Origin of the sequence: Blautia sp. MSJ-9, from assembly GCF_018919065.1 — a bacterium.
Classification (GTDB): Bacteria; Bacillota; Clostridia; order Lachnospirales; family Lachnospiraceae; genus Blautia_A.
In genome coordinates this window covers 35,319-60,473 of the sequence record NZ_JAHLQG010000018.1, presented here as the reverse complement: position 1 = coordinate 60,473, position 25,155 = coordinate 35,319, and the positions used below count along the sequence as shown (strand labels likewise).

Here is a 25,155-nt window from a genome sequence, read left to right as displayed (position 1 = left end):
AATGTTTATTTTAATTATGCTGGGTGGAACTTTTTTCTCTGCGGTTTCCCAGATACTTTTGAAGCAGAGTGCAAACATTAAATACGAAAACAGAATCCGGGAATATTTAAATTTCCGCGTAATCCTGTCTTATGCGATCTTTATGCTGATTCTTCTGCTGAATACCTGGTGTTATACAAAGGTAGATATGCGTTACGGTCCGGTGATCGATACTGCGGCTTATGTGTTTGTGCTTCTCCTTTCTCATTTTATTCTGAAAGAAGAGATCACTAAGGGTAAGATTATTGGAAATCTGATCATTATTGCAGGAATTATTATCTATACGCTTTGAGCCACATTTAACCGAATCAGGAGGTCCTCTGCTTCAATTGCGAAAAGCAATAAGCAGTTATTCGGTTATGAGCAAGTAACAATGCAGCTATTTTGTTATTCAACAAAAAAGGTTCTGACCGATATCCTCAACCAAACCAGATATCAGTCAAAACCTTTCTTTTTATCTTTCTTTATAGTTTTCACTTCTGTTATACTTTATTTCTTGTACTGTCTGACGCAGACTCCATTTCCATCAAATACAGACACAAGTCCGCTGCTGCTTGTCAGAGAAATGTTCTCTGCTCTGGTGCCGGAAAGTGCGGAACTTCCTTTATAGAAGTAATACTTATTGCCATTTAATGTACGCCACCCTTTATATGCCTTTCCGTTCTTCTGGAAATAATAGGTATGCTCCCCGCTACTCTCTGTAACACGGTACATTCCATTCTCATAGCGGACACCGTCACTGCCGAAATAGTAAATATCTCCATTGGATCTGGTCACGCGGCGGCTCTTGAACATATATCCGTATTTGGTGTGGAACCAGTAGTATTTCCCGTCTACTTTCTTCATTCCCATCAACGCATAACCATCGGAACTGATATAATAAGTCTTTCCGTTTGCAGTTATCCATCGGCTTGATACACGGCTGCCATTCTCATCCACATAATAATACTTTCCGTCTACTTTGTGGAGGCCTTCTTTCTCCTTATCTGCTGTTCCTGTGTCAGGTGTTGTGGAAGCAACGTAGGAATCAACAGATTTCCATCTTGGTGTGATCTTCTTCGTATAATCTACGAAACCAAAATTCATATCAACGTCATCTCCGGCAGGGATTCCGCCTACCAGACCGCTTGTGCTATTAAGTCCATACTCACTGTTTCCATCTGTTGACTGCCAGATCGTATAATTATATTTGCTCCTGTCAGGTGCCGGAATCCTGTCTCCATAACTGGCAAGCCACACATCCATCCCGGATAACATAGACCAGTCCACATAATTGTTATACCAGTTTACATTACAGTACACCATCGGATAATATCCTGCCCTACGCACTTCATTGCAGAAAGTCAGCGCCAGCTTTGATACCTCTTGTCTGGAAAGATTGCTTGCTTTAGAATATTCCAGGTCAAATACAACTGGGTAGGATACCTTATATCCCTGCATCTGCTCAATGGCAACCTGTGCCTCTTTCAGAGCTGTCTCTGTATTCAGCGCCAGACTGTATACATATGTTCCAACCGGAACTCCTGCCAGTTCTGCCTTTGTCATATTGGCATCGTAGGTTTTATCCAGTCGGTTAGCACCATAAGAAATACGTACAAATGCAAAATCAATTCCAGATTTCTTCACCTGCGCCCAATCGATATTACCCTGCCATTCCGATACATCAATTCCTCTTGTAATGGCTCCCGGAATTACTTCTCCGCTTCCATTGTAGCAGACACCATTAATCTTCTTCCAGGCATTCGGGCTTACTTTACTCCTTGCTTTCTCTGTACCAGAAGCTCCTGCTGCCGGTACACGTTCTTCCTCTGCAACCGTGTCACGTCTGTCATAATGAGGATTCGCCATAACAGAACTTACCGACGGTATCACTGCCATCGCAGCTGCCAGAAGCCCGATTGCTATCTTTCTCCCGATTTTTATTGATTTTTTTCTCATTTCTTTCTCCTGTTCATACTATATCCGCCCAGTCTGCACATCGGTCGGAATTAATTATTACAATATTATTAAGATATTATACACAATTAATTACATATGTGCAAGATAATCACGGTTAAATTTACTACTGTATGATTATACAAGTTGCTGTTCACTCCATTCTCAGTAACTCATACAAAAAGAGACACGCAGAGTAATCAAAGCTCTTTGTGTCTCTTTATTATTTTCTATAAACTTTCTCTACACTTCAGATACAGCTCGTACTTTTTATAAGTTCGGGTCTGTCGGGTCGTAGTTTGCAGCTCCTTTTAATGGAGTCAGAGGTTTCTTTCCAAGCGGTCCTTTTAAAGCATCATCTGCTTTATATTTACCGTCGTAAATATTGATGGTTGCTCCATTGCAGTGATCATATACCCATTTCGCATCAGCAACACAAGTTCTGATACATCCATGAGATGCCGGGGATCCAAGCTTATTGTACTCAACAGTAGGAAGATTGTAGGAGTTTGCCTGTGCACACGCTACAGAATGAATGAAAATTCCACCCTGACCGGCTCCATCTACATGTGTTCCATACTGTCCCCAGGACGGTCCCATCAGCGGCTGCCATCTAAGACTTCTGCTCAATGAATAAGTTCCTGTCGGAGTTGGTGTACTCGGTAAACCTACAGATACACGGATTGTTTTTACCGGAATCGTTCTTGCAGAATCTGCATAAACAGTCATAACACCATTGGTTCTATCCACCTGTAATGTATATGGTCCTGTATATCTGCTTGTCAGATCTGTAATACGATAACCGTTGCTGTCAAAGTAGTAGAGAATACCGTTAACTCTCATACTCTTATTCTTTGCAAAACCATTTCCGGTTGGATCAATATATCTTACAAGGTTCTTAGTGTTACTTACAACTACCCATCCTGTTGTATATTTACCGGTGGAATCCAGATATCCGTTTACTCCTTTCTTCTTCATAAACTGATTTGTCTGGATCACATAATCTTTTACATAATAGTAGTTACCACTGTATTTCTTCCATCCACTCTTATACAGACTTCCTGTAGAAGATGCAAGATACCATTTCTTCTTATAACGTACCATTGTGCTCTTATACAGTTTACCTTTATGTTCTGTAGAAGTAGATGACTCAAATAAATACATCTTGCCGTCAACTTCAGTTAAACCACTTGCAAGTTTTCCTGATGGTTTGAAATAATATCCTGTGGAAGTCCACTTGTTTGTGTAATGATTTCCCTTGGAATCAAAGTATAACCATCCAAGATATTTACCGCTGGTGTTTACCAGTTTCTGCCATCCGTGTTTCTCTACAACTCTGCCTGCTGTACTTCCGAAATAGTAATAGTGAGTACCTACTTTTGCCCATCTCTTGGTCCATTTAGCTCTTTTACCATTGGATGTAAAGTAATATCTGTAGTTTCCGTATTTCACCAACTGATTTCTGTAGATCACACCATTCTTATCTGTACAGTAGAACGCACCGTTTGCTGCCTTCTTCATGGTTGATTTCAGAATATATCCGTTGGCATCTATCAGGTATGCATCTGTTCCCTTTTTATCAATTGCTGTCGCGATCACACCACGTTTGTAGCATTTACCAATATCTGCCAGCACTTCACCTTTTTTGAAGTACAGCCAGCGTTCTTTGTTAGACTTGTCCAGACGAATCCATCCATCATGATACATCTTTCCAGGAATATCATCTGTTGTACTTGCCGGCTGGAAATAATACAGATTTGACTGACCATTCACTGTAAGAGTAATCTCACCTGTCTGCGGCTTGCCATCTGCGTCCAGGCAATAGTACTCTCCGTTAATCTCAAAGTATCCGGTATATGTACCTGCTGCTTTCGCTTTCTCTTCCAGCTGTTTTACAGTTTCCAGTGTACCATTCTCATCATAATACTGGAACACAGTTCCTGTCCATTTCCAGGTGCTCATCTCCTGCTGTCCCACAGTAGAAGTATAAGGTGTGACGGACTCGCCTTCACATCCTTCATATACAACTGCTTCCTCTGCGGTTGTGAAGTAAGACTGTGTAAGATTCTCCTTAATAACTGCCGGTTCATCTTCTCCCTGTGCAGCCGGAACAACTTCCTGTTTTACTTCTGCCTGTCCGGTTACAAGAATTCCATTCTCATCAAACAGATAATATCCGGTATGTGCAGTTCCTTTATATTCTGTACTGATCTTTACAATTCCGTCAGCTTCTGTATAAAACTCAGTTTCTGTTGTTGCTGCCGGTTCTACAGTGGAATCATCTGCTGTATCTACGGTAGTATCTGCATCAGCTACATCTGCTGCATCAACCTGATCTGCTGTAGCATCAGCATTGTCTACGATCACATCCGCATCACCCTGAGATAATACATCTGCCACATTCTGCACTTCATCAGCGGATGTGTCCCCATCTGTCGGAGCCATATCTTCGCCATCTGTGTTTGCTGCATCCTGAGTCTGTGCAGATTTACGCAGTTTAAATCCTGCCTCTGTACTTACCCAGTCCTCTGCTTTCACTACAACTGCACCCTCTGCATCTGTGGTACCTGTTGTAACTGCCGGTGTCTGATCCTGCTGTGCTGTTGCTGCTGTATCAGTTCCTGCTGTGAAAACATCGTCTGTCTGATCCTGAGCCGGAACATCTGCTGTATCATCTCCTGATGAGAAAATATCCACTTCATCGGAATCCGTATCTGTTTCAGACGGCTCCTCTGCAACACTTACATCCTCTGTGTCTGTCTCTGTCACCTGTGTAACAACAGCAGACTCATCAGGTGAAGTAAATGCAGCAGCACCCGCTTCACTGACCGTTGCCATCGTCATGGCCAGACTCAGTGTAACTGCAACTAATCTTCTTTTCACAATAATGTCCTCCTCTTTTATTTATGCAGTTTCTATATAACTGTTGACCAACTCAATATCCCACGAGCAAGTCACCACCTGTCGCTTATTGCTTTTCGCAATTGAAGCAGGGAGACTTACCTGATTTGATTAAACTGATCTTTGAACAACTGCATTTATATTGTTACTGTACACCTAGTGTGCCAACAAGTTGATTTCTTGAACAATATCGCATCTAAATTTTTTATTTCCGCGTTGTTGTCAGTCGCCGTAGCCACTAATGTACAGCAGCGTTCTTTTATTACAACGATTCTCACTGCTCTAAAGCTTCATGACGCTATTCGCCAAGCCCACTTTCAATAGCAGCTACCATGTTATCCAGTGCTTCCTGTTCATCAACCCCCTCACAGGTAAGCTCAATCTCATCTCCACATTTCACACATGCCCCGAGTACACTCAGGACGCTCTTAGCATTTGCCATACCGCCGTCATAAGCAAATGTGATCTGTGACTGATATTTCATTGCTTCATTGCACAAAATCCCCGCAGGTCTCAGGTGGAGACCTGTGGGATTCTTAACTGTCACTTTCTTATTAACCATTATATAGTTCCTCTTATCTTGTCGGCCACTGTACAGCTGCCGTAACTGTTCACTCCATTCTCAGTAACTAGAGCGTTTTCGAAATAACTATACCTCTCACTTGTCTGCAAATCCGATTGCACAGATGAAAAAGCCTCAGCATAGCCAGATACTCTTAGCTCTTACTCTCATCAACAGCAGTTCCTGATGAAATCACCACTTCTGTAGTTATATCCTCTACTGTCTCATATCCGTCTGGTAAAACAATCTTGACCGGAACCTCATAGTTTCCTTCCTCTTTACCATTCAAATCTATAGAAGCTTTAATATCTTTCTGTGCATTCAGATCATCCATGTCATTCTCATCTGATTTAATGCGAACCGCAATCTGCGCAGTCTCAAATGTTACCTGCAGATCATCCGGCTTATTCTTGACTTCAATACTTTTAGTCGGAATATCAAATTCTCTGCTTCCAACAGGCAGGATACTTACTGTTACCCACACATCCTCGCTGGAATCACTGGTAAGCTTCACATTATCCGGAAGAAGGTTACTCAGATTGATCTTCTTCTCAATATCTTTAGATTCACCTGAAATATCAATACTGTCTGCCGGTATTGTAATCACATTATCATTCTGGGCAAGGCTCTCCAGTCCCTCTGTACTCCCTGCTACACTGATAGTATCCGGTACAGTTTTTACAGATCCTACCTGATATCCGTCCGCCGGTGTTCCCACATAGCCTGCGGAAATTCCCACTCCCTGACGGATCTTCCAGAGTCTTGCAGTCACTACCACTTTCGCATTATTCTCAATCCTCAATGAATTCATCTCAGAGTCAGAAAGAGGTTCCTGATTCTTGTCAATAATCGTGAGATTTACGTCCTGACTGAAATCCTGTGTATTTCCATCCAGATCAATGGCAGCATTTACCTTATCTATTTTATTTATCAGGGTCTTTGGACCTGTAATCCTTACTTTCTCAGGATTAGCTGTAAGACTTCCTACCTCATAGTCCTTGCCAGGTTTTGTATCCCCTCTACTGACATTAACTACAAACTCCTGTGTTTCCTTTTCGTCCAGATTCACACTGAGATTCTGTGGAGTAACTTTAATATCATTTGCTGATACACCAGGTATAGAACAGGTCACTGTGATCGGAACCATAACAGGATTCGTGTCCAGACTTACTGCCTGCTGCAGATCCGCTACTGCAGAAATATCCGTAACTTTGATCCGGTCTCTGATCTTCTTTGTTGTTGTGATCGCGACTCTGATAGAATCCTGGCTCTGTTCCGGCATACACATCTTACCAATCGTATCCGAAGACTCCACATATTCTTTATTGATCAGTTCAACATTATTCAATGTATAATAATTTGTACCTACGGGATTGTCAATATTCACAACAATCAACCATACTACAACAGCTACTGCGACAGACATGATCTTAAGAGGTATATTATCTGTTATTTTTCTCTTCTTCATGCTTCACTCTTCCTTTCAGTAAATGACGAAGTTTGCTGTTGTCTACGACTTGTTTATTCTGTGCCTTGACAAGAATCTCACGAAGTTTCGCGCTGTTCACGCCTCTGATCAGTCTTCCGCCCTGTGCCACAGACACCTGCCCCGTTTCCTCTGATACAATGATCGTAACAGAATCTGTCTGCTCACTGATCCCCACACCTGCTCTGTGACGTGTTCCAAGCTGTTTGCTCAGCTCCATATTATCTGATAACGGAAGATAACAGGTTGCCGCCACAATACGGTTTTCTCTCACAATAACAGCTCCGTCATGAAGTGGTGTATTATGCTCAAATATATTGATCAGAAGCTGACTTGTCAGAATTGCGTCCAGATTAATACCTGTACGAATATAGTCGGTCAGCAGCTCATTCTGTTCAATCACAATTAATGCTCCGGTCTTAACTTCTCCCATATCGAAACATGCCTTAACCAGTTCACTGATCGTCTTGTCTGTAAATCGTTCTTTCACTTCTTTACCTGCATCAAAAGGTATCAGTGAAGCCATGATCCGCTTCTGTCCGATCTGCTCCAGAGCTTTTCGCAGCTCCGGTTGGAAAATAACGATCACACCTACGATCAATGTACTTGCCAGATTTGAAAAGATCCACAGGATCGTATTCATCTTAAAAATATAGGCTACCAGAATAAAGAGGAGAACAACCAGTATACCTTTCAGCAGTGTATACGCATGAGTATACTTGATCCACACCATAAACTGGTATACAAAAAATGCGATCAGTGCAATCTGTATGATATCAATAATCCCAATTTTAGGAAGTGCCATTCTTGATAACATCTCGATCAGATTTCCTGAAATATTCTGCATACGGTTCTCCTTTCCCTTATTATTCCCTGCATAAGCAGTATCTTAAAGTTTATCACTGTTCACTCTACAAACAGTAACCAGCATTTTCCCTAAAGATTCTTTAATGATTCTTCCAGTTTCTTCTCAAAGTCAATGCTGTCAATATCTCTCTTCCTCTCTACAGGAGCTGCATCTTCCGGAATCTGTACTGTTTCCTCATCTCCATGGAAGATTGGATTTGCATAAGAAACTACATTATCCTGCTGTTTTTCATCGTTTGCAGGTTCACCATTAATCTTCTTAATGCTTCTCTCAGAAGTTGCTACAGAGGCCTTCGGCACTGCTTTAACATAATAGTAATACTCGTCGTCCTCGTATTCCAGTCTCTCTGTACGGGTATAATCTCCACCAAACACAAAGAACTCAAGGACCAGTCCGATCACAACAGAGATCACTGTGTAAATAATCAGTGCGATTACATTAATATTCAGGCCAAAATAAAATCCGCCTGCCAGGATCACAAGAACATAAACAACTCCACCTGCAACAATGGCAATTCTCCATGCATAGTCAAAAGAACGTGTACGGATCAGATTTACCAGTAAAGTTACAGCAATAAATGCAATCACTGTGATCCACATTCCCCAGTTCTGCACAATTCCGTCTGCCAGCAATTTTAATTTATCTGCCATAGCAACATCCGCATTCTCCAGGATTTTATTCTGTACACGGATAAAACGGATAAAGTAGTAAATAATTACTCCACAGCCTGCCGGAAGCGCGGAAGCCGCACTGCACAGAAGTCCGCTTCCTATAGGAAGAAGTGTCGGAACACTGAATCCAAAAGAAAGTGGGGTAAATACCAGCACGATATTATTGCCTGCGCTGAATCGCAGGAATAAAATTGTCATAAACAGGATCAGTACCAGCATAAATCCTGCAACTTCTATTCCCACTGCATAACTATGGGCGATCATCAATGCAAAACCTGCAAAAATCATAATGCTGGACGGTAAGATAGAGCATATCAGTGCCAGGATCAGTACAATAAATATATTATTGAGCTGTGTCATATATCCCATATTCGAATTAATCCATACAAAATAAACCAGAGCAAGGATAAAACGTAAAACAGGCAGGATATAAACCTCATACTGACTATATAAATTCTTAATTTTCTGTTTCAATTCGAGTAATGCTGTCATCTCTTATATCCTCCTGAAACTCCTCTGGCTGAGGATTTTTTCTCTTCACGGCCGTATATTTTGCTTAACTGTGTAAGCTCTTCGTAATAATTCTTCACACTCTTCTTGGCCTTGCGGTATTTTACCGTATACTGAATATAGGTAAGTACTGAAAACACCACCAGTACGATCACATACCCAAAAATCGCTTCCACTCCCAGTGAAACAAGATTCATCTTATGAATATTGTCTATCAGGTATTCACCAAAATACGCTGCGATACCGGCCAAAACCAGACAATAACCAATCGTAACAATGAAAAAGTTTTTAATCATGGCAAGTCCAATGTAATCACTTCTATAGAACTTACTGACTGGAAGATATTTCTTTCCTTCACCTTGTTCATACATGGCAAGTTTGTTCATGATTTTTATCTTCTCTTCATTTAACATAAATTACTCCTTACTGCATGTTTTCCCTTTTACTAAGTCTGATACCAGCTGGCTTCGCACTGCCTTTTGTCCAGTACCATTATATAATCATACAGATTAATTGTAACATATATCATTATGTATGAAAAGTGTTTTTTCTGATATACAACCTATGTCCGACCTATACAGACAGTAAGAAAATATACATTTTCTGCCCCTTTTTTCTTCAGGCATCCTGCCATTGCATCTATGGTACTTCCGGTCGTATAAACATCGTCCACCACCAGAATATTTTTTCCTCTGACATTCTTTGTCGCAAAAAAAGCTTTCTCAAGATTCTTTCTTCTCTGTAGTGCGTTCAGTTTCTTCTGGGATCTGGTTTTCACTACTTTCTTTACCAGTTCCATATCTGCCGGGATCCCTGTATAGCGACTGAGACGTTCTGCCAGATACGCTGCCTGATTAAATCCCCGCATTCGTTCCTTTGACCTGTGCACAGGAACTGGTACGATCAGGTCAGGATCCCATTCCCGCAGTTCTTTCTGTCCATACCGGTACATTGCCCTTGCAAAAAAATCTCCGTATTCCCGGCATCCATAGTACTTGTATCTGGTAACAGATCTTCTCATCCTGCTGTCATAAACAAAAATCCCTCTTCCCTGTTCAAATATATGCTGCCTTCTTTCACAGTCTCTGCAATATTCCCCTTTTTCAACGGGTTTTCCGCATTTATAGCACCTTGGATGTCCGATAGGTCGAAGAAGTCTCTCACATTCCGGACAGATCATCCGCCTTTGATCCTTCAGGATTTTCTGGCAGACAGGACAGCGTCTGGGGTAAAAAACATCAAGAATTCTGCTTAATAAACGACTTACTTTCATTTCCTGTTCCTCTCCGCTATTTTTTATATCTGCTCATTACGCATCCTTTATCTGCCGTTTCCCTCTATTTCTTCGCTATTAGGGTACCAACAAATTGTTTTCTTCTTTGTTATCTGTTATTCATCTTCCATCGCATTGCTCAGCTCTATGATCCGCTCATCCAGCGCACTGTAACGCTTCTGCTGTTTTTCATTGCGTATCATCTCCGCAAAAGTTTCCTCGCTTCCAACCACAGTCACACACTTTCGTGCTCTGGTCACTGCTGTATAAAGAAGATTCCTGTTCAGCAGCATCTGCGGTCCGGAAAGCAGTGGAAGGATCACTGCCGGATATTCGGAACCCTGAGATTTATGTATTGTAATGGCATATGCCAATTCCAGCTCCTCCAATTGCTTAAAGGAATAAATGGCAAAACGTCCATCCTCAAACTCTACTTCTGCAGTCTCTGCAAACTCATTGATTTCTTTAAGAATTCCGGTGTCGCCATTAAAAACACCCACACCTTTCTCAATGACAATACCGTATCTTCCACGGATTTCCCATTCCATCTGATAATTATTCCTGATCTGCATCACCTTATCTCCGGTACGGAACAGGCGCTCTCCAACTGCTTTCTCCGGCTTGCTCTCCTCCGGTGGATTAAGAAATCTCTGCAAAATCTGATTCAGACGTTCTACTCCCAGAAGTCCTTTTCTCATAGGCGTCAATACCTGTATCTCAAAAGGCTTGGCGTCCACATAATGAGGCAGTTTCTCCTGGATCAGCGCGATCACAACTCTTATGATAATATCTGCATCATATCTTTTCAAAAAGAAAAAGTCACGGCTCTTATTACTGATCTGTACCTGCTCACCTCTGTTGATCTTATGTGCATTTACAACAATATCACTCTCTGAAGCCTGTCTGAAAATCTTTGTCAGCTCCACCACCGGAAAACATCCGCTATGAATAATATCTCTCAGGACATTTCCCGGTCCGACGCTTGGAAGCTGGTTCTCATCTCCTACCAGGATCAGTCTTGTTCCAGTAGTTACTGCAAGAAGAAGGGAATGCATCAGATGAATATCCACCATAGACATCTCATCAATAATGATCACATCCGCCTCCAGCGGATTCTGTGCATTTCTCTCGAATTTAGCAGAACGACCGTCCCTTTCGTCCTCTGGCATTCCATTGAGTTCCAGAAGACGGTGAATCGTCTGTGCCTCATACCCGGTAGTCTCTGTCATCCTCTTGGCAGCACGCCCGGTAGGCGCTGCAAGCCGGAGTTCTGCTCCTTCTGCTTCAAAAAAGCGGATGATCGCATTGATCGTAGTTGTTTTACCTGTACCTGGTCCACCGGTCAGAATAAATAAACCATGACTTGCAGCCTCTGTAACCGCTTTCTTCTGCATTTCATCCAGAACTGTTCCTGTATCTTTCTCGATCATCTCGATCCTGTGCTGAACAAACTTCTCATCCTCCGGACACAGAATATTCAGCTCATTAAGCATACGGGCAGTATTTAATTCCAGATAATAATACTGTGCAGGATAGACAATGGTTTCTCCGTTCTTCTCCTTCAATAGCAGCTTTCTGTCAATGACCATGTCCATCAGATGCTTCTCCATATAGGACGAATCTACTCCCAGAAGACGGGAACATCTTGTAAATAACTGCTCCTTTGGAAGATAGGTATGTCCCTCCCCTGAAGCCTGTAGGAGAGTATACAACATTCCACTGCGGATTCTGTAATCTGAATCTGCATGAATTCCAATCCTGGCAGCAATCTCATCTGCGATTTTAAAGCCAACACCCGAAATATCCTCTGCCAGTCTGTAAGGATTCTCCTGGAGCACTGTATAAACAGACTCCTTGTATTTCTGATAGATCTTTGCTCCCAGATTCAGGGAAATCCCATATTTCTGCAAAAAGATCATAGCCCTTCGCATATCTGTTTTCTCAGATACCTGTGCAGCGATCTCTCTGGCTTTTTTTTCACTGATTCCCTTTACTTCTGCCAGTCGTTCCGGTTCTTCTTCCACAATACGCAACGTATCTTCACCAAACCTGCGCACGATTCTGGCTGCCAGAGCAGCACCAATTCCTTTAATGGCTCCAGAACCCAGATAACGTTCTATCCCATCTGTATCCTCAGGCATTTTCTCTACAAAAGAGCTGATCTGGAACTGCTTTCCATACACAGGATGGTGGGTATACACTCCTGTTGCTTCAATAGAGGCGCCCTGTGTGATGGAAGGAAAACTTCCGACGCAGGTTAATTCCGTATCTTCTTTTGTATCTTTTAAAACCATAACCGTGTATCCATTATCTTCATTTCTGAAAATAATATGATCTATGTATCCTGTAACCGTTTCGCTCATGTATTTTTTCCTGCACCTCCTGCTCCCCAAAACTTTTACTGTTCACTCCGTATCCGGCAAGATACTTCACAGGATATTAACAATGAACAATAATCAAAAATCTTTTACACAACACAAAAAGGCACTGCAACATGCAGTACCTCCTGCTTTATCCATCAAAACGTGCCATTACCTCTGCGTACTTACCTGTTCCCACTGCAACTACGCTCATTGCATCCTGAACCGTCAGTGTACTCACTCCTGTTCTCTGCTCGATCAGTGTATCCATTCCATGAAGAAGTGCACCGCCGCCTGTAAGCACAATTCCTCTGTCTACAATGTCCGCTGCCAGTTCCGGAGGTGTCTTCTCCAGAACTCCATGTACAGTCTCTACAATCTGGGTAGTAGAATCCTTCAATGCCACACGGATCTCCTCTGATGTAAGTGTCACCGTCTTCGGCAGACCTGTGATCACATTTCGTCCCTTCACTTCCATCGTTCTTGGATTGGATTCTTCACTGGCTGTTCCGATCTGTATTTTGATCTTCTCTGCCATATCCTCACCGATAAAAAGTCCATGGCTCTTTCTCACATAATTCAGGATTGCCTGATTAAAAGTATCCCCCGCAACCTTTACAGAAGCAGAAACTACAACTCCTGCCAGTGAGATAACTGCAACATCAGATGTTCCGGCTCCAATATCCACAACCAGATTACCAAAAGGTTTCGTCACATCTACCCCAGCTCCGATTGCTGCTGCAATAGGCTCCTCTACCATATAGACATCCCTGGCTCCTGCCTGATAAGTCGCTTCTTCTACTGCCTTTCGTTCAATCTCTGTAATTCCACTCGGAACACAAATACTGATCCTCGGCTTGCGAAACGCTCTCCTTCCGATTGCCCTGGATATAAAATATTTCAGCATTTTCTCTGTAACTGTATAATCAACGATCACGCCCTGTCTGATCGGCCGGATAATCTCCAGATCTGAAGTAATCCTTCCCTCCATCATACGGGCTTCCTCTCCGATTGCCCGGATCTTCTCTGTATTCTTATCATAAACTACAATAGAAGGTTCATTTAACACAAGTCCTCTTGTTGTAGAATAAGCCAGACTATTCCTGGTTCCCAGGTCAATTCCAATATCAGTTGCCGGCATGGAAATCCCCTTTCTGTTCTTACGTTCTTAATATCCTGTTGCCATTTATAGTAATCCCTGTAAATCATGTATTTAAGACAGTTCAACAAAGTATTTTCACTCTCTGATAAACAAGATTAAAATACATTATTTTAGATGATCGTTACTTATTCCGCAGTCCACGATGAAGGTACTGAACAGTTACGATGATTGCTATAATTCGGTCAGATAATCGCTTCTATTATATACAACTTCCTGCCAAAAGAAAAGCCCCAGAGCGTGTTTGAAAAAGACTTTCTGCAAGATGTGCGTCACAATTTGTGGGAGATTTTGTTCGGATGAGGGCGTCGTAGCGGGCTACGACAACCGAATTCGGGCAAAATATACCGCAAAGTGGGGCGTGCAGATTGCGGGAACGATTTTTCAAACACGCTCTAATCTTCCAGATATTTTTTTACATATTTTCCAGTATAAGAGACTGGTGACTGTGCGATTTCCTCCGGAGTTCCCTGTGCTACCACAGTGCCTCCCTTGTCACCGCCCTCCGGACCAATATCAATAATATAGTCCGCTGTCTTGATCACATCCAGATTATGTTCGATCACAACTACTGTATTACCGCCCTCTGACAGACGCTTCAGAATCTCTACCAGTTTGTGCACATCTGCAAAATGAAGTCCGGTTGTCGGCTCATCCAGGATATAGATCGTCTTACCTGTACTTCTCTTACTCAGCTCTGTCGCAAGTTTAATTCTCTGCGCCTCTCCTCCGGAAAGTTCTGTGGACGGCTGTCCCAGCCGGATATAGGAAAGCCCTACATCATACAGTGTCTGGATCTTTCTTTTAATAGAAGGAACATTTTCAAAAAATGTCAATGCTTCCTCCACTGTCATGTTTAACACATCATAAATGCTCTTATCCTTATACCTCACTTCCAGAGTTTCTCTGTTATATCTTCTGCCTTTGCAGACTTCACATGGTACATAGACATCCGGGAGGAAATGCATCTCGATCTTGATGATACCATCGCCACTGCAGGCTTCACACCTGCCGCCCTTTACATTAAAGCTGAAACGTCCTTTCTTATATCCTCTTGCCTTGGCATCTGCTGTTGCAGCAAAAAGATCACGGATCTGGTCAAACACGCCTGTATAAGTTGCAGGGTTCGATCTCGGTGTACGTCCGATCGGTGACTGGTCAATATTGATTACCTTGTCCAGCTGGTCCACCCCAAGGATATCCTTGTGCTTGCCAGGGATCACTCTTGCGCGGTTCAGATCTCTTGCAAGATGTTTATAAAGGATCTCATTGATCAGAGAACTCTTGCCCGAACCTGAAACACCGGTAATGCAGGTCATAATTCCAAGAGGAATCTTCACATCAATATTCTTAAGATTGTTCTCCGCCGCTCCCTTAATGGTCAGAAAACCAGTTGGCTTACGTCTCTCTGCTGGTACTGGAATCTTCAATTTCCCACTCAGATAGGCACCTGTAACTGAATTCTCATTCTTCATCAGATCCTCGGCAGTTCCCATGGCAACCAATTGTCCTCCATGTTCTCCTGCTCCAGGTCCGATATCTACAATACAGTCTGCTGCACGCATAGTATCTTCATCATGTTCCACAACGATCAGACTGTTTCCAAGGTCACGCAGTTTCATCAGAGAACTGAGAAGTCTGTCATTATCTCTCTGATGAAGACCAATACTTGGCTCATCCAGAATATAGGCAACACCTACCAGTCCGGAACCGATCTGTGTAGCCAGACGAATTCTCTGTGCTTCACCTCCGGAAAGAGTTCCGGTAGCACGTCCCAGAGAAAGATAATCCAGACCTACATCTGACAAAAAGCTTACTCGCGCTTTGATCTCCTTCAGAATCTGCTTGCCGATAAGCTGCTGCTGTTGCGTAAGCTGCATATCTGCAAGAAAGGCCTTCAGCTTCTCTATAGAAAGGTTCGTGATCTCATAAATATTCTTATCCGCAACAGTCACTGCCAGAGACGCTTTCTTCAATCGCTGACCCTTACAGGTTTTACACGGAGTGATCTGCATGAAAGATTCATACTCCTGCTTCATGGTATCTGAACCAGTCTCTCTGTAACGCTGCTCCACATTTCGGATCAGTCCGGGGAATGCCACATCATAAACACCCTCTCCGCGCTGTCCCTTATAATAAACCTTAACGGAATGTCCGTTCGTTCCGTTGATCAGAATATCCTTGATTTTCTCCGGATAATCTTCAAATGGTGTTGCCAGACTGAAATCATACTCTCTGGCAAGTGCATCCAGGATTGCCCGTGAAAAGCTTCCCTCACTTGTACAGGACTGCCATCCGGTTACCGCAATCGCTCCTTCCAGAATGCTTAAAGATTTATCCGGGATCATCAGGTCAATATCAAATTCCATCTTATATCCAAGTCCCAGACAGTCCGGGCAGGCACCAAACGGATTATTGAAGGAGAAACTTCTCGGCTCAATCTCATCAATGCTCACTCCACAATCCGGGCAGGAAAAACTCTGGCTGAAATTATGAATATTTCCATCCATGGTATCTACCATGAGAAGTCCGTCTGCCAGTTCCAGTACGGTCTCAATAGAATCTGAAAGTCTCTTCTCAATTCCCGGTTTCACGATCAGACGGTCTACCACGATCTCAATGTTATGCTTGATATTCTTATCCAGACTGATTTCCTCAGAAAGCTCATACATATTTCCGTCAATCTGCACACGGACATAGCCGCTTCGCTTCGCATGGTCCAGAAGTTTGACATGAGTTCCCTTACGACCTCTTACAACAGGCGCCAACAGCTGAATCTTTGTTCTCTCCGGAAAAGACATGATACTGTCTACCATCTGGTCAACTGTCTGCTTCTTAATCTCTCTGCCGCACTTCGGACAATGCGGAATTCCTACTCTGGCATAGAGAAGTCTGAAATAGTCATAAATCTCTGTCACAGTACCCACTGTAGAACGCGGGTTGCGGTTAGTTGACTTCTGGTCAATGGAAATCGCCGGCGGCAGACCTTCAATACTCTCTACATCTGGCTTCTCCATCTGGCCAAGGAACTGTCGCGCATAGGAAGACAGAGACTCCATATAACGTCTCTGTCCTTCTGCATAAATAGTATCAAAAGCCAGTGAAGACTTCCCGGAACCGCTCAGTCCGGTGAGTACTACAAACTTATCTCTCGGAATATCAACACTTAAATTCTTAAGATTATTAACATTCGCTCCTCTGATCCTGATAAATTGTTTCTTTGATATATCTGCGGCCATGTCTGCCTCCGTTTCTTATTCATTCTTGTCTGAATCCGTTATAATATCTAAGTAAAAAAGTTATCTGTGCCGTGTTTGCAGGATAAAATGTAACTGTTCAGTACCTTCACAGTTACGAGTCAAAATCCATTGAAAATCGCCTGCGGCGATGGGATTTTGACTTGTATGTCTCCAGTATAATATAAGAACATTTGTTCGTCAAGGCGTTTACAGCAAAAATTCTGCCATAACGGAATTACTCACATGAATTCCTTCTCTGCTCAGAAAGACTCTGCCGTCTTTCTCCTCAAGCAGCTTCATAGATTTATATTTCTTCAGAACTTCTCCATAGATTTCCTCGATCGGGCATCCGAAATTTTGCTCAAAATCCGTCTTTGCAATTCCCCCTGTCATACGAAGTCCCAAAAACATAAATTCTGCCATTTCATCCTCTCTGGTAAGAACCGGTTCCCTTTCCCGGATCAGCTCCGGACGGCTGCTGTTTTGCAGATATATTTCTCTGTCAGCTGTATTTGCAAAACGTTCCTTTCCATAAAGTGAAGACGCGCCCAGTCCAAATCCCAGATAGTCCTGTCTGGTCCAGTAACCTATATTATGTCTGCAGGCTCTGCCGTCTTTCGCATAATTGGAAATCTCATACTGTTCAAAACCATACTCTCTCAGAATCCGTGCAGTTGCTTCATACATATTATATTCGGTATCTTCATCTGGCAAATTCAGTTTTCTGGATGCAAAAGGAGTACCTTCTTCAATGATCAGGCTGTATGCTGAAATGTGCTCCGGTTCCAGTTCTGCTACAGTGCACAGATTTTTTTCCCATCCTTCATAAGTCTGGTCTGGAATCGCACTCATTAAGTCAATGTTGATATTATCAAAACCGACATCTCTTGCATTCTTATAGGTTTCCAGAAACTGCCCGTAATTATGAATCCTGCCGAGAATTTTTAACTCCCTGTCATCCGGGGACTGCAGACCGATACTCATACGGTTGATCCCATAAGATCTGTATGCCCGGAGTTTCTTCCTGTCTGCAGTTCCGGGATTTACCTCAATCGTAATCTCCGCGTTATTCTCTATCAAAAATTTTTCTCTTATTTCATTCAGGATTTCTCCGATAAATCTCGCATCCAAAACAGAAGGAGTGCCTCCTCCAATAAATATAGAGGATACACTCCTTCCCTTACCTTCCTTTACTGCATGGATTTCTTCAATCAGAGCCTGCACATAGGCTTCCTGCTCCTTCGGACCGGACGGTCCTGACAAGAAATCACAGTAGTCGCATTTCTTTATACAAAACGGAATGTGGATGTAAATTTCCATGGGAGAGCCTGTTATGTCTCTAATTTCCATTTCCATCTCCTGTCACATTTTAAAAATCTGAGTCAAAAATCTGTTCATGCCTGCACGATAAGACTTTTGAACTCGGGACACGAAGCTATACCTTTCATTTCTCCATATAGATATAACTGATCAGTATCCATCTGTACTGTTATCGCCAGATTCAGCACTATCCTGTGTATCGTCCGTGTTGTCAGATTCACTACTATCTTCAGTGCTGTCTGTATTTATATTGATATTGCTACTGCTGTCAGAAACTGTTTCTGCTGATGTATTCTGATCTGCAAGATATTCGTTGACCATCGTCATATTTCCATTTGTCACAACAGCATCTGAACTGACCTGATCCGGAGCCAGTGTCGGAGTAACCTCCGGTGCTACACTGATCTGGATTACCTGAGAAGAGGCTTCATCTACCTCTTTCTTTTTTCCACATCCGGAGAGAAGCGCACAGCTCAAGATCATACATAGCGCAATTACTGCAAAATTGTTTTTCTTCATATTATATATCAACTCTCTGTCATAGTATCACTGCTGTCTGCAACTGTGATACTTTTATTTATCATCAAGTTTCAATACACTCATAAATGCCTTCTGCGGAATTTCCACATTTCCTACCTGGCGCATACGTTTCTTACCTTCCTTCTGCTTCTCCAGAAGTTTCTTCTTACGGGAAATATCACCACCATAGCACTTGGCAAGTACGTCTTTACGCATGGCTCTTACAGTCTCTCTGGCAATGATCTTGCTTCCGATCGCTGCCTGAATCGGGATTTCGAAGAGCTGACGCGGAATTTCTTCTTTCAGCTTCTCGCACATCTTACGTCCACGCTCATAAGCAGTGTCTGCATGTACGATAAATGAAAGAGCATCCACTTCTTCTTTATTTACCAGGATATCCAGTTTCACAAGTTCGCTGCGCTCATATCCACAGAGTTCATAATCCAGGGAAGCATAGCCTCTGGAACGGGATTTCAGAGCATCAAAGAAGTCATAGATAATCTCATTTAACGGAAGTTTATATTTCAGAAGCGCACGTGTTTCTTCCATATAATCCATTCCGATATACTGGCCTCTTCGTTCCTGGCAGAGATCCATGATTGCACCGATAAATTCTGTTGTTACCATAATCTCAGCATTTACCATTGGTTCTTCCATGTATTCGATTTCTGACGGATCCGGCAGATTACTTGGGTTTGTCAGATTGATGACTTCGCCGTTTGTCTTGTGTACTTTGTAAATAACGCCTGGTGCTGTAGTTACAAGGTCAAGGTTATATTCTCTTTCCAGACGTTCCTGAATGATCTCCAGATGAAGAAGTCCGAGGAAACCGCAACGGAAACCGAAACCAAGGGCTACAGATGTTTCCGGTTCATAGAAAAGGGAAGCATCATTGAGCTGAAGTTTCTCAAGTGCATCTCTTAAGTCTCCGTACTTGGCACCGTCTGCAGGATATAATCCGCAGTATACCATCGGGTTTACTTTCTTATATCCCGGAAGTGCTTCTGCGCATGGTCTTTCTTTATCTGTTACTGTATCACCTACACGGGTATCGCCAAGGTTCTTGATGCTGGCTGTGATGTAGCCTACCATACCTGCTGTCAGCTCATCGCACGGAATGAACTGGCCTGCGCCGAAGTATCCTACTTCTACGACTTCTGTTGTGAATCCGGTTGCCATCATATGGATCTGGGTGCCTCTCTTGACACGGCCGTCCATGACACGGCAGAATACGATAACTCCTTTGTATGCATCATAAACAGAGTCAAAGATCAATGCTTTCAGCGGAGCGTTTACATCTCCGTGTGGTGCAGGGATCTTGGTTACAATCTGCTCCAGGACTTCTTCTACGTTGAGGCCTGTTTTGGCTGAGATTCTTGGCGCATCGTGGGCTTCAAGGCCGATGACGTCTTCGATCTCGTTTACTACACGGTCCGGTTCTGCGCTTGGCAGGTCGATTTTGTTGATGACTGGAAGTACATCAAGGTCATGATCCAGTGCAAGGTATACGTTTGCAAGTGTCTGAGCCTCGATTCCCTGTGCAGCGTCTACTACAAGGATTGCACCATCGCAGGCAGCAAGGCTTCGGGATACTTCGTAGTTGAAGTCGACATGTCCTGGGGTGTCAATAAGGTTAAAGATATATTCTTCGCCGTCTTTGGCTTTGTATACGATTCGGACTGCCTGGGATTTGATGGTGATTCCTCGTTCTCGTTCGAGGTCCATGTTATCAAGGACCTGAGACTGCATCTCACGTTCGGTCAGGGTACCGGTCATTTCGATGATTCGGTCGGCAAGGGTGGATTTGCCGTGGTCTATATGTGCAATAATGCAGAAATTTCTGATTTTACTCTGATCTATCATTCAGGAATTCCCTCCTACTATTTCCTGTTCTCTCCCATTATACACCGGAAATATCTGTCTGCTGATGGATTATTCCGGCTTTGGACTACTCTGATTGGTTAATTGCTAATTAAGAATTATATCACAGCTCCAGTTACTTTGTCACGTATTTATTACGCTCTGAAAATTACATACATTGTCCCCAAAACATTTTTCAGGTTGTATCTATCTTTTATTTTGTTATAATATAATTATAATGTCATTATAAAATTTATTTACGGAGGAATTCATTATGAAAAAGCTGAAAAAGGTTCTCTGCTGTCTCATTGCCGGATTAATAATTCTTACTGCAGTTCCTTATGCAGATTCCATAACCGGAATTGCCCCCAGACAGGTTCAGGCAGCACAGACAGTTCCCTCTACTCCTAGCCTGCTTTCTTTAAAAACCAAAGGTAAAAATACTCTGATCTTAAGGTGGAACGCTGTACCGGAAGCTACGGGTTACAGGATTTATCGCCGTCCTTCCGGATTAAAGTGGCAAAAGATGAAGGATGTCTTCAACAAAAATCAGACAACATTCACAGACAACACTCCAACCTTTGGCGTAAGGTATGTCTACACTGTAAAAGCATTTATAAAAAAGAACGGAAAGATTATCTGGAGTGATTATAATCATGAAGGAATCTCCATGATTGCCGGACTGAATCAGTTAAAACTGAATCAGACAAAACTGGAACTGCAGACAGGTCAGAACTTTAAACTGAAACTTCCTGACACCAGGCATACCCCTGCCTGGAAATCAAGCAACACCCGGATTGCTACTGTAGATGGAGGAAAAATCACTGCCATCAACCCTGGAACTGCAAAAATCACAGCAACTCTTTGCGGAAAAACCTTTACCTGTACCGTTACAGTGAAAAGTTCTTCCGTATATAATAAATATTCTGGTAAATATACCAAAGTAAAAAACTATCTGAAAAAGAAAGGAACTAAAAATGGTTCCGACTGGTACGTTTCCTACGGAGATGGTGTGTTTGGCTATTACTTAATCTGCGATACCCAAACAGATGGTATCACTCTCTCCTGTGACTATCTGGCAGGTGATTCCGCATATGATGGTTATGCAGCGATGTATCTTTATATTGACTGTCCTCATACTTATACCGGTCAGATTTCCATGCATGTAGAGGGAGAAAATGAAAGTCTGGATACCAGAGCATCTTTCGATGTCAGATCCTCTGGAAAACTGACTTTCTATTATAAAAATGGTCAAAAAGCTGACAAAGATACTCAGGAACTTGGAAATACTCTATATCAAGTCTTATCATCCGGGTGCGGCCAGGTTCTGAAGAAAACTGTAAAACTCTCTCTTAGTCAGCTTGGAGTTACCTATACAGTATAAAAGTTCTATTGTAATTGCTCAGATATTTACAAGTCAAACTCCATTTGCTACCCCTGCAGTACCCTATTGAGAATATCCGCAAAGGGCTCCATAGCATTCTTCACTTCCTGAACTGTGTTGGTCTGGGCACCGGCCTCCAGAAGAATGGAGCGTGGACGTAAGTGGAGGTTATAGCGGTAGCCTGCAAGGTAGATTCCCCGATAGAATTCGGGATAGTATTGTGCAGCCTGGTATTCTAATTGAAATGAGAATGCCAGGTTTTGCTGTATGTAGGGGTTCGGCAGATAATCTAGCGAACCTTTGGTGACTGTGTAGCTCAGTCCATTATAAAAAAGGATCTGGGCAGTTGGTTTTCCGTTCATGTCTGTTACAAGGTGGCGATCTTCCGGGACACCGTCTCGATGAAGGTCGATAATGACCTGAATGTCAGGGTGTTCCTGCAAATACAGCTCAAGATAGTCCCGGGCGTAATCGTAGGCTGCGCTGCGGTCAAGGTCACCGGATTCCATGTCAAACTGCTCTTTGATGTGATCAACCTTATAGCCATAGTTTTCAGTGAGAAGCTGGGTCAGGTAGTCTCCGACTCCTACTATGGTGTCTGCTTCTTCGCCTTCTCTGGAATCTGCGAAGGTTTCCTGAGAATGGCTGTGGTAGATCAGAATCTGAGGGGTTTCTGTGTCTTTGGAAATTTCGAAGTCCTGCTGGAGGAAGTCTTCTGCATTGATCTGGACGGCATCTGCTTCTGTGTTGGAATCTACAATATAGAATTGTCCCAGCAGATAGTTATAGTCTGCGAGTTTTGCCGGAGACAGGTCAATTTCCGGATGTGGGATCGCTGCTGCCAAAGTTTCTGTGGAATCGTGAAGATCTGGTTCGTCAGGTTCTGGTGATTCCTGAATTGTTTCAGAGTGGTCTGCCGCCTCTGATGCAGGTGTTATTTCAGTAGCAGATATCTCCTCGGGTATAGGTGTTTCCTCTGGCGTAGCTGTTTTTTCCGGCGCAAGTGTTTCCTCCGGCGTAGCTGTCTCCTCCGGTATAATTGTTTCCTCCGGTATAGCTGTTTTTTCCGGCATAGCTGTTTCTTCCGGTACAATTGTCTCTTCTGTCACTGCGTTTTCTTCCGGTTCAGGTGTCGTTTTCTCATTCTCAGCCACAAGCTGTTCAGACCTGGCGCGTTCACCGAGATATTTTCCATTTTCTCCTGCGATTTTTTCATAAGTTTCCCTGTCTTCATAGGAAGATACCTGGGTCTTTTTTTCCAGAAAGCGGTACAAGGGCAGATGCCTGTACACATTTTCTCCTGTAAAAAGCGCTCCCGGCAGGATTGCCAGCGAAGCAAAAAAGCACAAGCTCAGCACAATGCAGAACGCTTTCTGAAAGTTTGTCACATGGATCACCTCTTGACTTATCCTATGTCCATGTTTTCTCATTTATACACAGTTCCTGCTGCCAGGTATTTAACCAAATCAAGCAATTGGTGGGGAATTGCTGTTTACTCCATCCTCAGTAATACACTTCGCGGGATAGTTGCATATGAACAGTAATAATATCTATTCACTGATTTCCTCAAACGCCATGTTCAGACCTTCTGAAATCGTAAAACTTAAATATTTTACTGTCTCGTCTACATCTTTCGGAGTCACAAACATGGTATGAAGGTGCGGTGCGATCATTTCCTCCAAAAATTCTTTCTGTTCTGTCTCCTCCAGTGTGTCCAGCAAATGTGCCATGGAATCATGGACAATCGTTGCTGCATCTACTACTGTTGGAACCCCGATTCCGATTACTTTGACCTGAAGGTTTTCCTCTGTAAGCCCTACTCTGTGATTGCCTACGCCAGAACCTGGATTGATGCCGGTATCTGTGATCTGGATGGTGCGGTTCAAACGTCTGGTGCTTCTAGCTGCCAGAGCATCAATGGCGATAACTACATCCGGTTTTGTCTCCGCCACGATTCCCTGAATAATTTCTGAAGTTTCCATTCCTGTTTGCGCCATGACTCCGGGGATGATCCCGCTGATACGGTGCATTTTTTCTTTTCCAAGACTCTGGAGACCGTATTCACGGATCATATGTCTGGTAATATGAAGGTTCTCTACTACATGGGGTCCCAGTGAATCTGCAGTGATAGCAGAATTTCCCAGACCTACAACAAGGATCGACTGCTCCCGTTCCAGATTCATAAGTTTTTGAAGATGACGCATGATTTCCTGTGAAATCTCTCTGTGATAGTCCTCGTCATGGACAGAAAGTCCAGGTGCTTCAATGGTAATATAATTTCCCTGGGGACGACCCATTGTACGTGCACCGTTTTCTGTGGTGATTTTTACTACTGTTGTGCGGATATCTTTTTCTTCATTATAGTCTTCCTGAACTTCCACACCGCGTACTTCCACATTTTCCTCTGTAAACCTTTCTGTTGCCTCCAGTGCCAGGTCTGTTCTTATGCCATAACTTCCCAACATTTCCTCTTCCTCCCGCATTTTTATTGTGATTGTCTTATTAACTATATTTTTAGCTTTTTTTACAGAAATATGTATTGACAAAAAAGACTATTTGGGATAATATATATAAGCATGTTCATAGAAGCGCCCGTGTCTGTTTCTATGACAGGAGTATAATTAATATTTTTATTGAATTAAATTGGAGGTGTACGAATTGGCTAACATTAAATCTGCTAAGAAAAGAATTTTAGTAAACAGAACAAAAGCTGCTAGAAACAAATCTATCAAATCCGCAGTTAAGACTTCTATCAAGAAAGTTGAAGCAGCAGTAGCAAACAAAGATAAAGCAGCTGCAGAAGTAGCATTAAAAGATGCTGTTTCCACAATCAGCAAAGCTACATCTAAAGGTGTTTATCATAAAAACAACTGTGCAAGAAAAGTTGCTCGTTTAGCTAAAGCTGTTAACAGCATTGACTAATCATAGATTGAATTTTTAATTATAAGCTTATAATTAAAAGGACAGCCATTACCGTCATGTGGCTGTCTTTTTTATTGTCTGTTATTTCACACAAAATTTCCGGCAGAATATGAGATATCTATACAGGCATCTCATATTCTGCCGGAA

General features: G+C 42.7%; 20 protein-coding genes and 1 pseudogene. 4 read left to right on the top strand and 17 right to left on the bottom strand.

Annotated features, from left to right (window positions below; genetic code table 11):
* Window position 1 precedes the first annotated feature (1 nt).
* The gene (locus tag KQI87_RS04925) at window positions 2-331 is read left to right on the top strand and encodes an EamA family transporter (RefSeq protein WP_330636079.1); all 330 of its coding nucleotides are present in this window, start codon (window positions 2-4) and stop codon (window positions 329-331) included.
* Between the two features lie 197 nt (window positions 332-528).
* Here KQI87_RS04925 and KQI87_RS04920 read toward each other — a convergent pair whose 3' ends face one another.
* The 11 genes from KQI87_RS04920 to KQI87_RS17165 form a co-directional block, all read right to left on the bottom strand.
* A complete protein-coding gene (locus KQI87_RS04920; RefSeq protein WP_216459138.1) occupies window positions 529-1,977 on the bottom strand; it encodes a GH25 family lysozyme in 1,449 nt (482 codons plus the stop codon).
* Between the two features lie 267 nt (window positions 1,978-2,244).
* Window positions 2,245-4,857, bottom strand: coding sequence for a L,D-transpeptidase family protein (locus KQI87_RS04915; protein WP_330655688.1), 2,613 nt, complete (start codon window positions 4,855-4,857; stop codon window positions 2,245-2,247).
* 316 nt (window positions 4,858-5,173) lie between these two features.
* Window positions 5,174-5,437 (bottom strand): HPr family phosphocarrier protein, encoded by a 264-nt coding sequence (locus KQI87_RS04910; RefSeq protein ID WP_216459137.1) that lies wholly within the window; start codon window positions 5,435-5,437, stop codon window positions 5,174-5,176.
* 154 nt (window positions 5,438-5,591) lie between these two features.
* Complete coding sequence (locus tag KQI87_RS04905) at window positions 5,592-6,905, bottom strand: CdaR family protein (RefSeq protein WP_216459136.1); 1,314 nt, start codon at window positions 6,903-6,905, stop codon at window positions 5,592-5,594.
* Entirely contained in the window at window positions 6,880-7,770 is an 891-nt protein-coding gene (gene cdaA / locus KQI87_RS04900; RefSeq protein ID WP_216459135.1) for a diadenylate cyclase CdaA, read from the bottom strand. The genes KQI87_RS04905 and cdaA overlap by 26 nt, the downstream gene beginning before the upstream one ends.
* An 89-nt stretch (window positions 7,771-7,859) precedes the next feature.
* A complete protein-coding gene (locus KQI87_RS04895; protein WP_216459134.1) occupies window positions 7,860-8,954 on the bottom strand; it encodes a hypothetical protein in 1,095 nt (364 codons plus the stop codon).
* A complete protein-coding gene (locus tag KQI87_RS04890) occupies window positions 8,951-9,385 on the bottom strand; it encodes a hypothetical protein (protein ID WP_216459133.1) in 435 nt (144 codons plus the stop codon). The genes KQI87_RS04895 and KQI87_RS04890 overlap by 4 nt, the downstream gene beginning before the upstream one ends.
* 149 nt (window positions 9,386-9,534) lie before the next feature.
* Window positions 9,535-10,245 (bottom strand): ComF family protein, encoded by a 711-nt coding sequence (locus KQI87_RS04885; RefSeq protein ID WP_216459132.1) that lies wholly within the window; start codon window positions 10,243-10,245, stop codon window positions 9,535-9,537.
* Between the two features lie 116 nt (window positions 10,246-10,361).
* Window positions 10,362-12,608 (bottom strand): SF1B family DNA helicase RecD2, encoded by a 2,247-nt coding sequence (gene recD2, locus KQI87_RS04880; RefSeq protein ID WP_216459131.1) that lies wholly within the window; start codon window positions 12,606-12,608, stop codon window positions 10,362-10,364.
* 148 nt (window positions 12,609-12,756) lie between these two features.
* Window positions 12,757-13,746, bottom strand: a complete 990-nt coding sequence (locus tag KQI87_RS04875) for a rod shape-determining protein (RefSeq protein WP_216459130.1) — start codon at window positions 13,744-13,746, stop codon at window positions 12,757-12,759.
* A 220-nt stretch (window positions 13,747-13,966) separates the two neighbouring features.
* Window positions 13,967-14,110: a DUF6783 domain-containing protein gene (locus KQI87_RS17165; protein WP_334300724.1), complete on the bottom strand. Its 144-nt coding sequence runs from the start codon at window positions 14,108-14,110 to the stop codon at window positions 13,967-13,969.
* Here KQI87_RS17165 and KQI87_RS17160 point away from each other — a divergent pair.
* A complete protein-coding gene (locus tag KQI87_RS17160; RefSeq protein WP_334300723.1) occupies window positions 14,042-14,287 on the top strand; it encodes a DUF6783 domain-containing protein in 246 nt (81 codons plus the stop codon). The genes KQI87_RS17165 and KQI87_RS17160 overlap by 69 nt on opposite strands.
* Here KQI87_RS17160 and uvrA read toward each other — a convergent pair.
* From uvrA to lepA, 4 genes and pseudogenes are all read right to left on the bottom strand, one after another.
* A pseudogene (gene uvrA / locus KQI87_RS04870) lies at window positions 14,226-17,003 on the bottom strand (excinuclease ABC subunit UvrA); the annotation flags it as partial. The gene KQI87_RS17160 and the pseudogene uvrA overlap by 62 nt on opposite strands.
* Window positions 17,004-17,210: 207 nt before the next feature.
* Window positions 17,211-18,353: a radical SAM family heme chaperone HemW gene (gene hemW, locus KQI87_RS04865; RefSeq protein WP_216459128.1), complete on the bottom strand. Its 1,143-nt coding sequence runs from the start codon at window positions 18,351-18,353 to the stop codon at window positions 17,211-17,213.
* 120 nt (window positions 18,354-18,473) lie between these two features.
* The gene (locus KQI87_RS04860; protein WP_216459127.1) at window positions 18,474-18,842 is read right to left on the bottom strand and encodes a hypothetical protein; all 369 of its coding nucleotides are present in this window, start codon (window positions 18,840-18,842) and stop codon (window positions 18,474-18,476) included.
* A gap of 54 nt (window positions 18,843-18,896) precedes the next feature.
* A complete protein-coding gene (lepA, locus tag KQI87_RS04855; protein WP_216459126.1) occupies window positions 18,897-20,705 on the bottom strand; it encodes a translation elongation factor 4 in 1,809 nt (602 codons plus the stop codon).
* 271 nt (window positions 20,706-20,976) lie between these two features.
* Here lepA and KQI87_RS04850 point away from each other — a divergent pair, with 271 nt between their 5' ends.
* Window positions 20,977-22,086 carry an Ig-like domain-containing protein gene (locus KQI87_RS04850; protein WP_216459125.1) on the top strand — a complete coding sequence of 370 codons (1,110 nt, stop codon included), beginning with the start codon at window positions 20,977-20,979 and terminating at the stop codon, window positions 22,084-22,086.
* A 47-nt stretch (window positions 22,087-22,133) separates the two neighbouring features.
* Here the strand turns inward: KQI87_RS04850 and KQI87_RS04845 are convergent, their stop codons facing one another.
* Together KQI87_RS04845 and gpr are read right to left on the bottom strand one after the other, a co-directional pair.
* Window positions 22,134-23,474, bottom strand: a complete 1,341-nt coding sequence (locus KQI87_RS04845) for a stage II sporulation protein P (RefSeq protein ID WP_330655687.1) — start codon at window positions 23,472-23,474, stop codon at window positions 22,134-22,136.
* Window positions 23,475-23,636: 162 nt separating this feature from the next.
* Entirely contained in the window at window positions 23,637-24,551 is a 915-nt protein-coding gene (gene gpr / locus KQI87_RS04840; RefSeq protein ID WP_216459124.1) for a GPR endopeptidase, read from the bottom strand.
* 193 nt (window positions 24,552-24,744) lie between these two features.
* Here gpr and rpsT point away from each other — a divergent pair, with 193 nt between their 5' ends.
* The gene (gene rpsT / locus KQI87_RS04835) at window positions 24,745-25,008 is read left to right on the top strand and encodes a 30S ribosomal protein S20 (RefSeq protein ID WP_330635998.1); all 264 of its coding nucleotides are present in this window, start codon (window positions 24,745-24,747) and stop codon (window positions 25,006-25,008) included.
* Window positions 25,009-25,155: the final 147 nt, after the last annotated feature.

Bases quoted from the DNA above. Each gene is read 5' to 3' on its own strand.
- KQI87_RS04925 (WP_330636079.1), top strand. From the start codon at position 2: ATGTTTATTTTAATTATGCTGGGTGGAACTTTTTTCTCTGCGGTTTCC.
- KQI87_RS04920 (WP_216459138.1), bottom strand. From the start codon at position 1,977: ATGAGAAAAAAATCAATAAAAATCGGGAGAAAGATAGCAATCGGGCTT.
- KQI87_RS04910 (WP_216459137.1), bottom strand. From the start codon at position 5,437: ATGGTTAATAAGAAAGTGACAGTTAAGAATCCCACAGGTCTCCACCTG.
- KQI87_RS04905 (WP_216459136.1), bottom strand. From the start codon at position 6,905: ATGAAGAAGAGAAAAATAACAGATAATATACCTCTTAAGATCATGTCT.
- cdaA (WP_216459135.1), bottom strand. From the start codon at position 7,770: ATGCAGAATATTTCAGGAAATCTGATCGAGATGTTATCAAGAATGGCA.
- KQI87_RS04895 (WP_216459134.1), bottom strand. From the start codon at position 8,954: ATGACAGCATTACTCGAATTGAAACAGAAAATTAAGAATTTATATAGT.
- KQI87_RS04890 (WP_216459133.1), bottom strand. From the start codon at position 9,385: ATGTTAAATGAAGAGAAGATAAAAATCATGAACAAACTTGCCATGTAT.
- KQI87_RS04885 (WP_216459132.1), bottom strand. From the start codon at position 10,245: ATGAAAGTAAGTCGTTTATTAAGCAGAATTCTTGATGTTTTTTACCCC.
- recD2 (WP_216459131.1), bottom strand. From the start codon at position 12,608: ATGAGCGAAACGGTTACAGGATACATAGATCATATTATTTTCAGAAAT.
- KQI87_RS04875 (WP_216459130.1), bottom strand. From the start codon at position 13,746: ATGCCGGCAACTGATATTGGAATTGACCTGGGAACCAGGAATAGTCTG.
- hemW (WP_216459128.1), bottom strand. From the start codon at position 18,353: ATGGAAATTAGAGACATAACAGGCTCTCCCATGGAAATTTACATCCAC.
- KQI87_RS04860 (WP_216459127.1), bottom strand. From the start codon at position 18,842: ATGAAGAAAAACAATTTTGCAGTAATTGCGCTATGTATGATCTTGAGC.
- lepA (WP_216459126.1), bottom strand. From the start codon at position 20,705: ATGATAGATCAGAGTAAAATCAGAAATTTCTGCATTATTGCACATATA.
- KQI87_RS04850 (WP_216459125.1), top strand. From the start codon at position 20,977: ATGAAAAAGCTGAAAAAGGTTCTCTGCTGTCTCATTGCCGGATTAATA.
- gpr (WP_216459124.1), bottom strand. From the start codon at position 24,551: ATGTTGGGAAGTTATGGCATAAGAACAGACCTGGCACTGGAGGCAACA.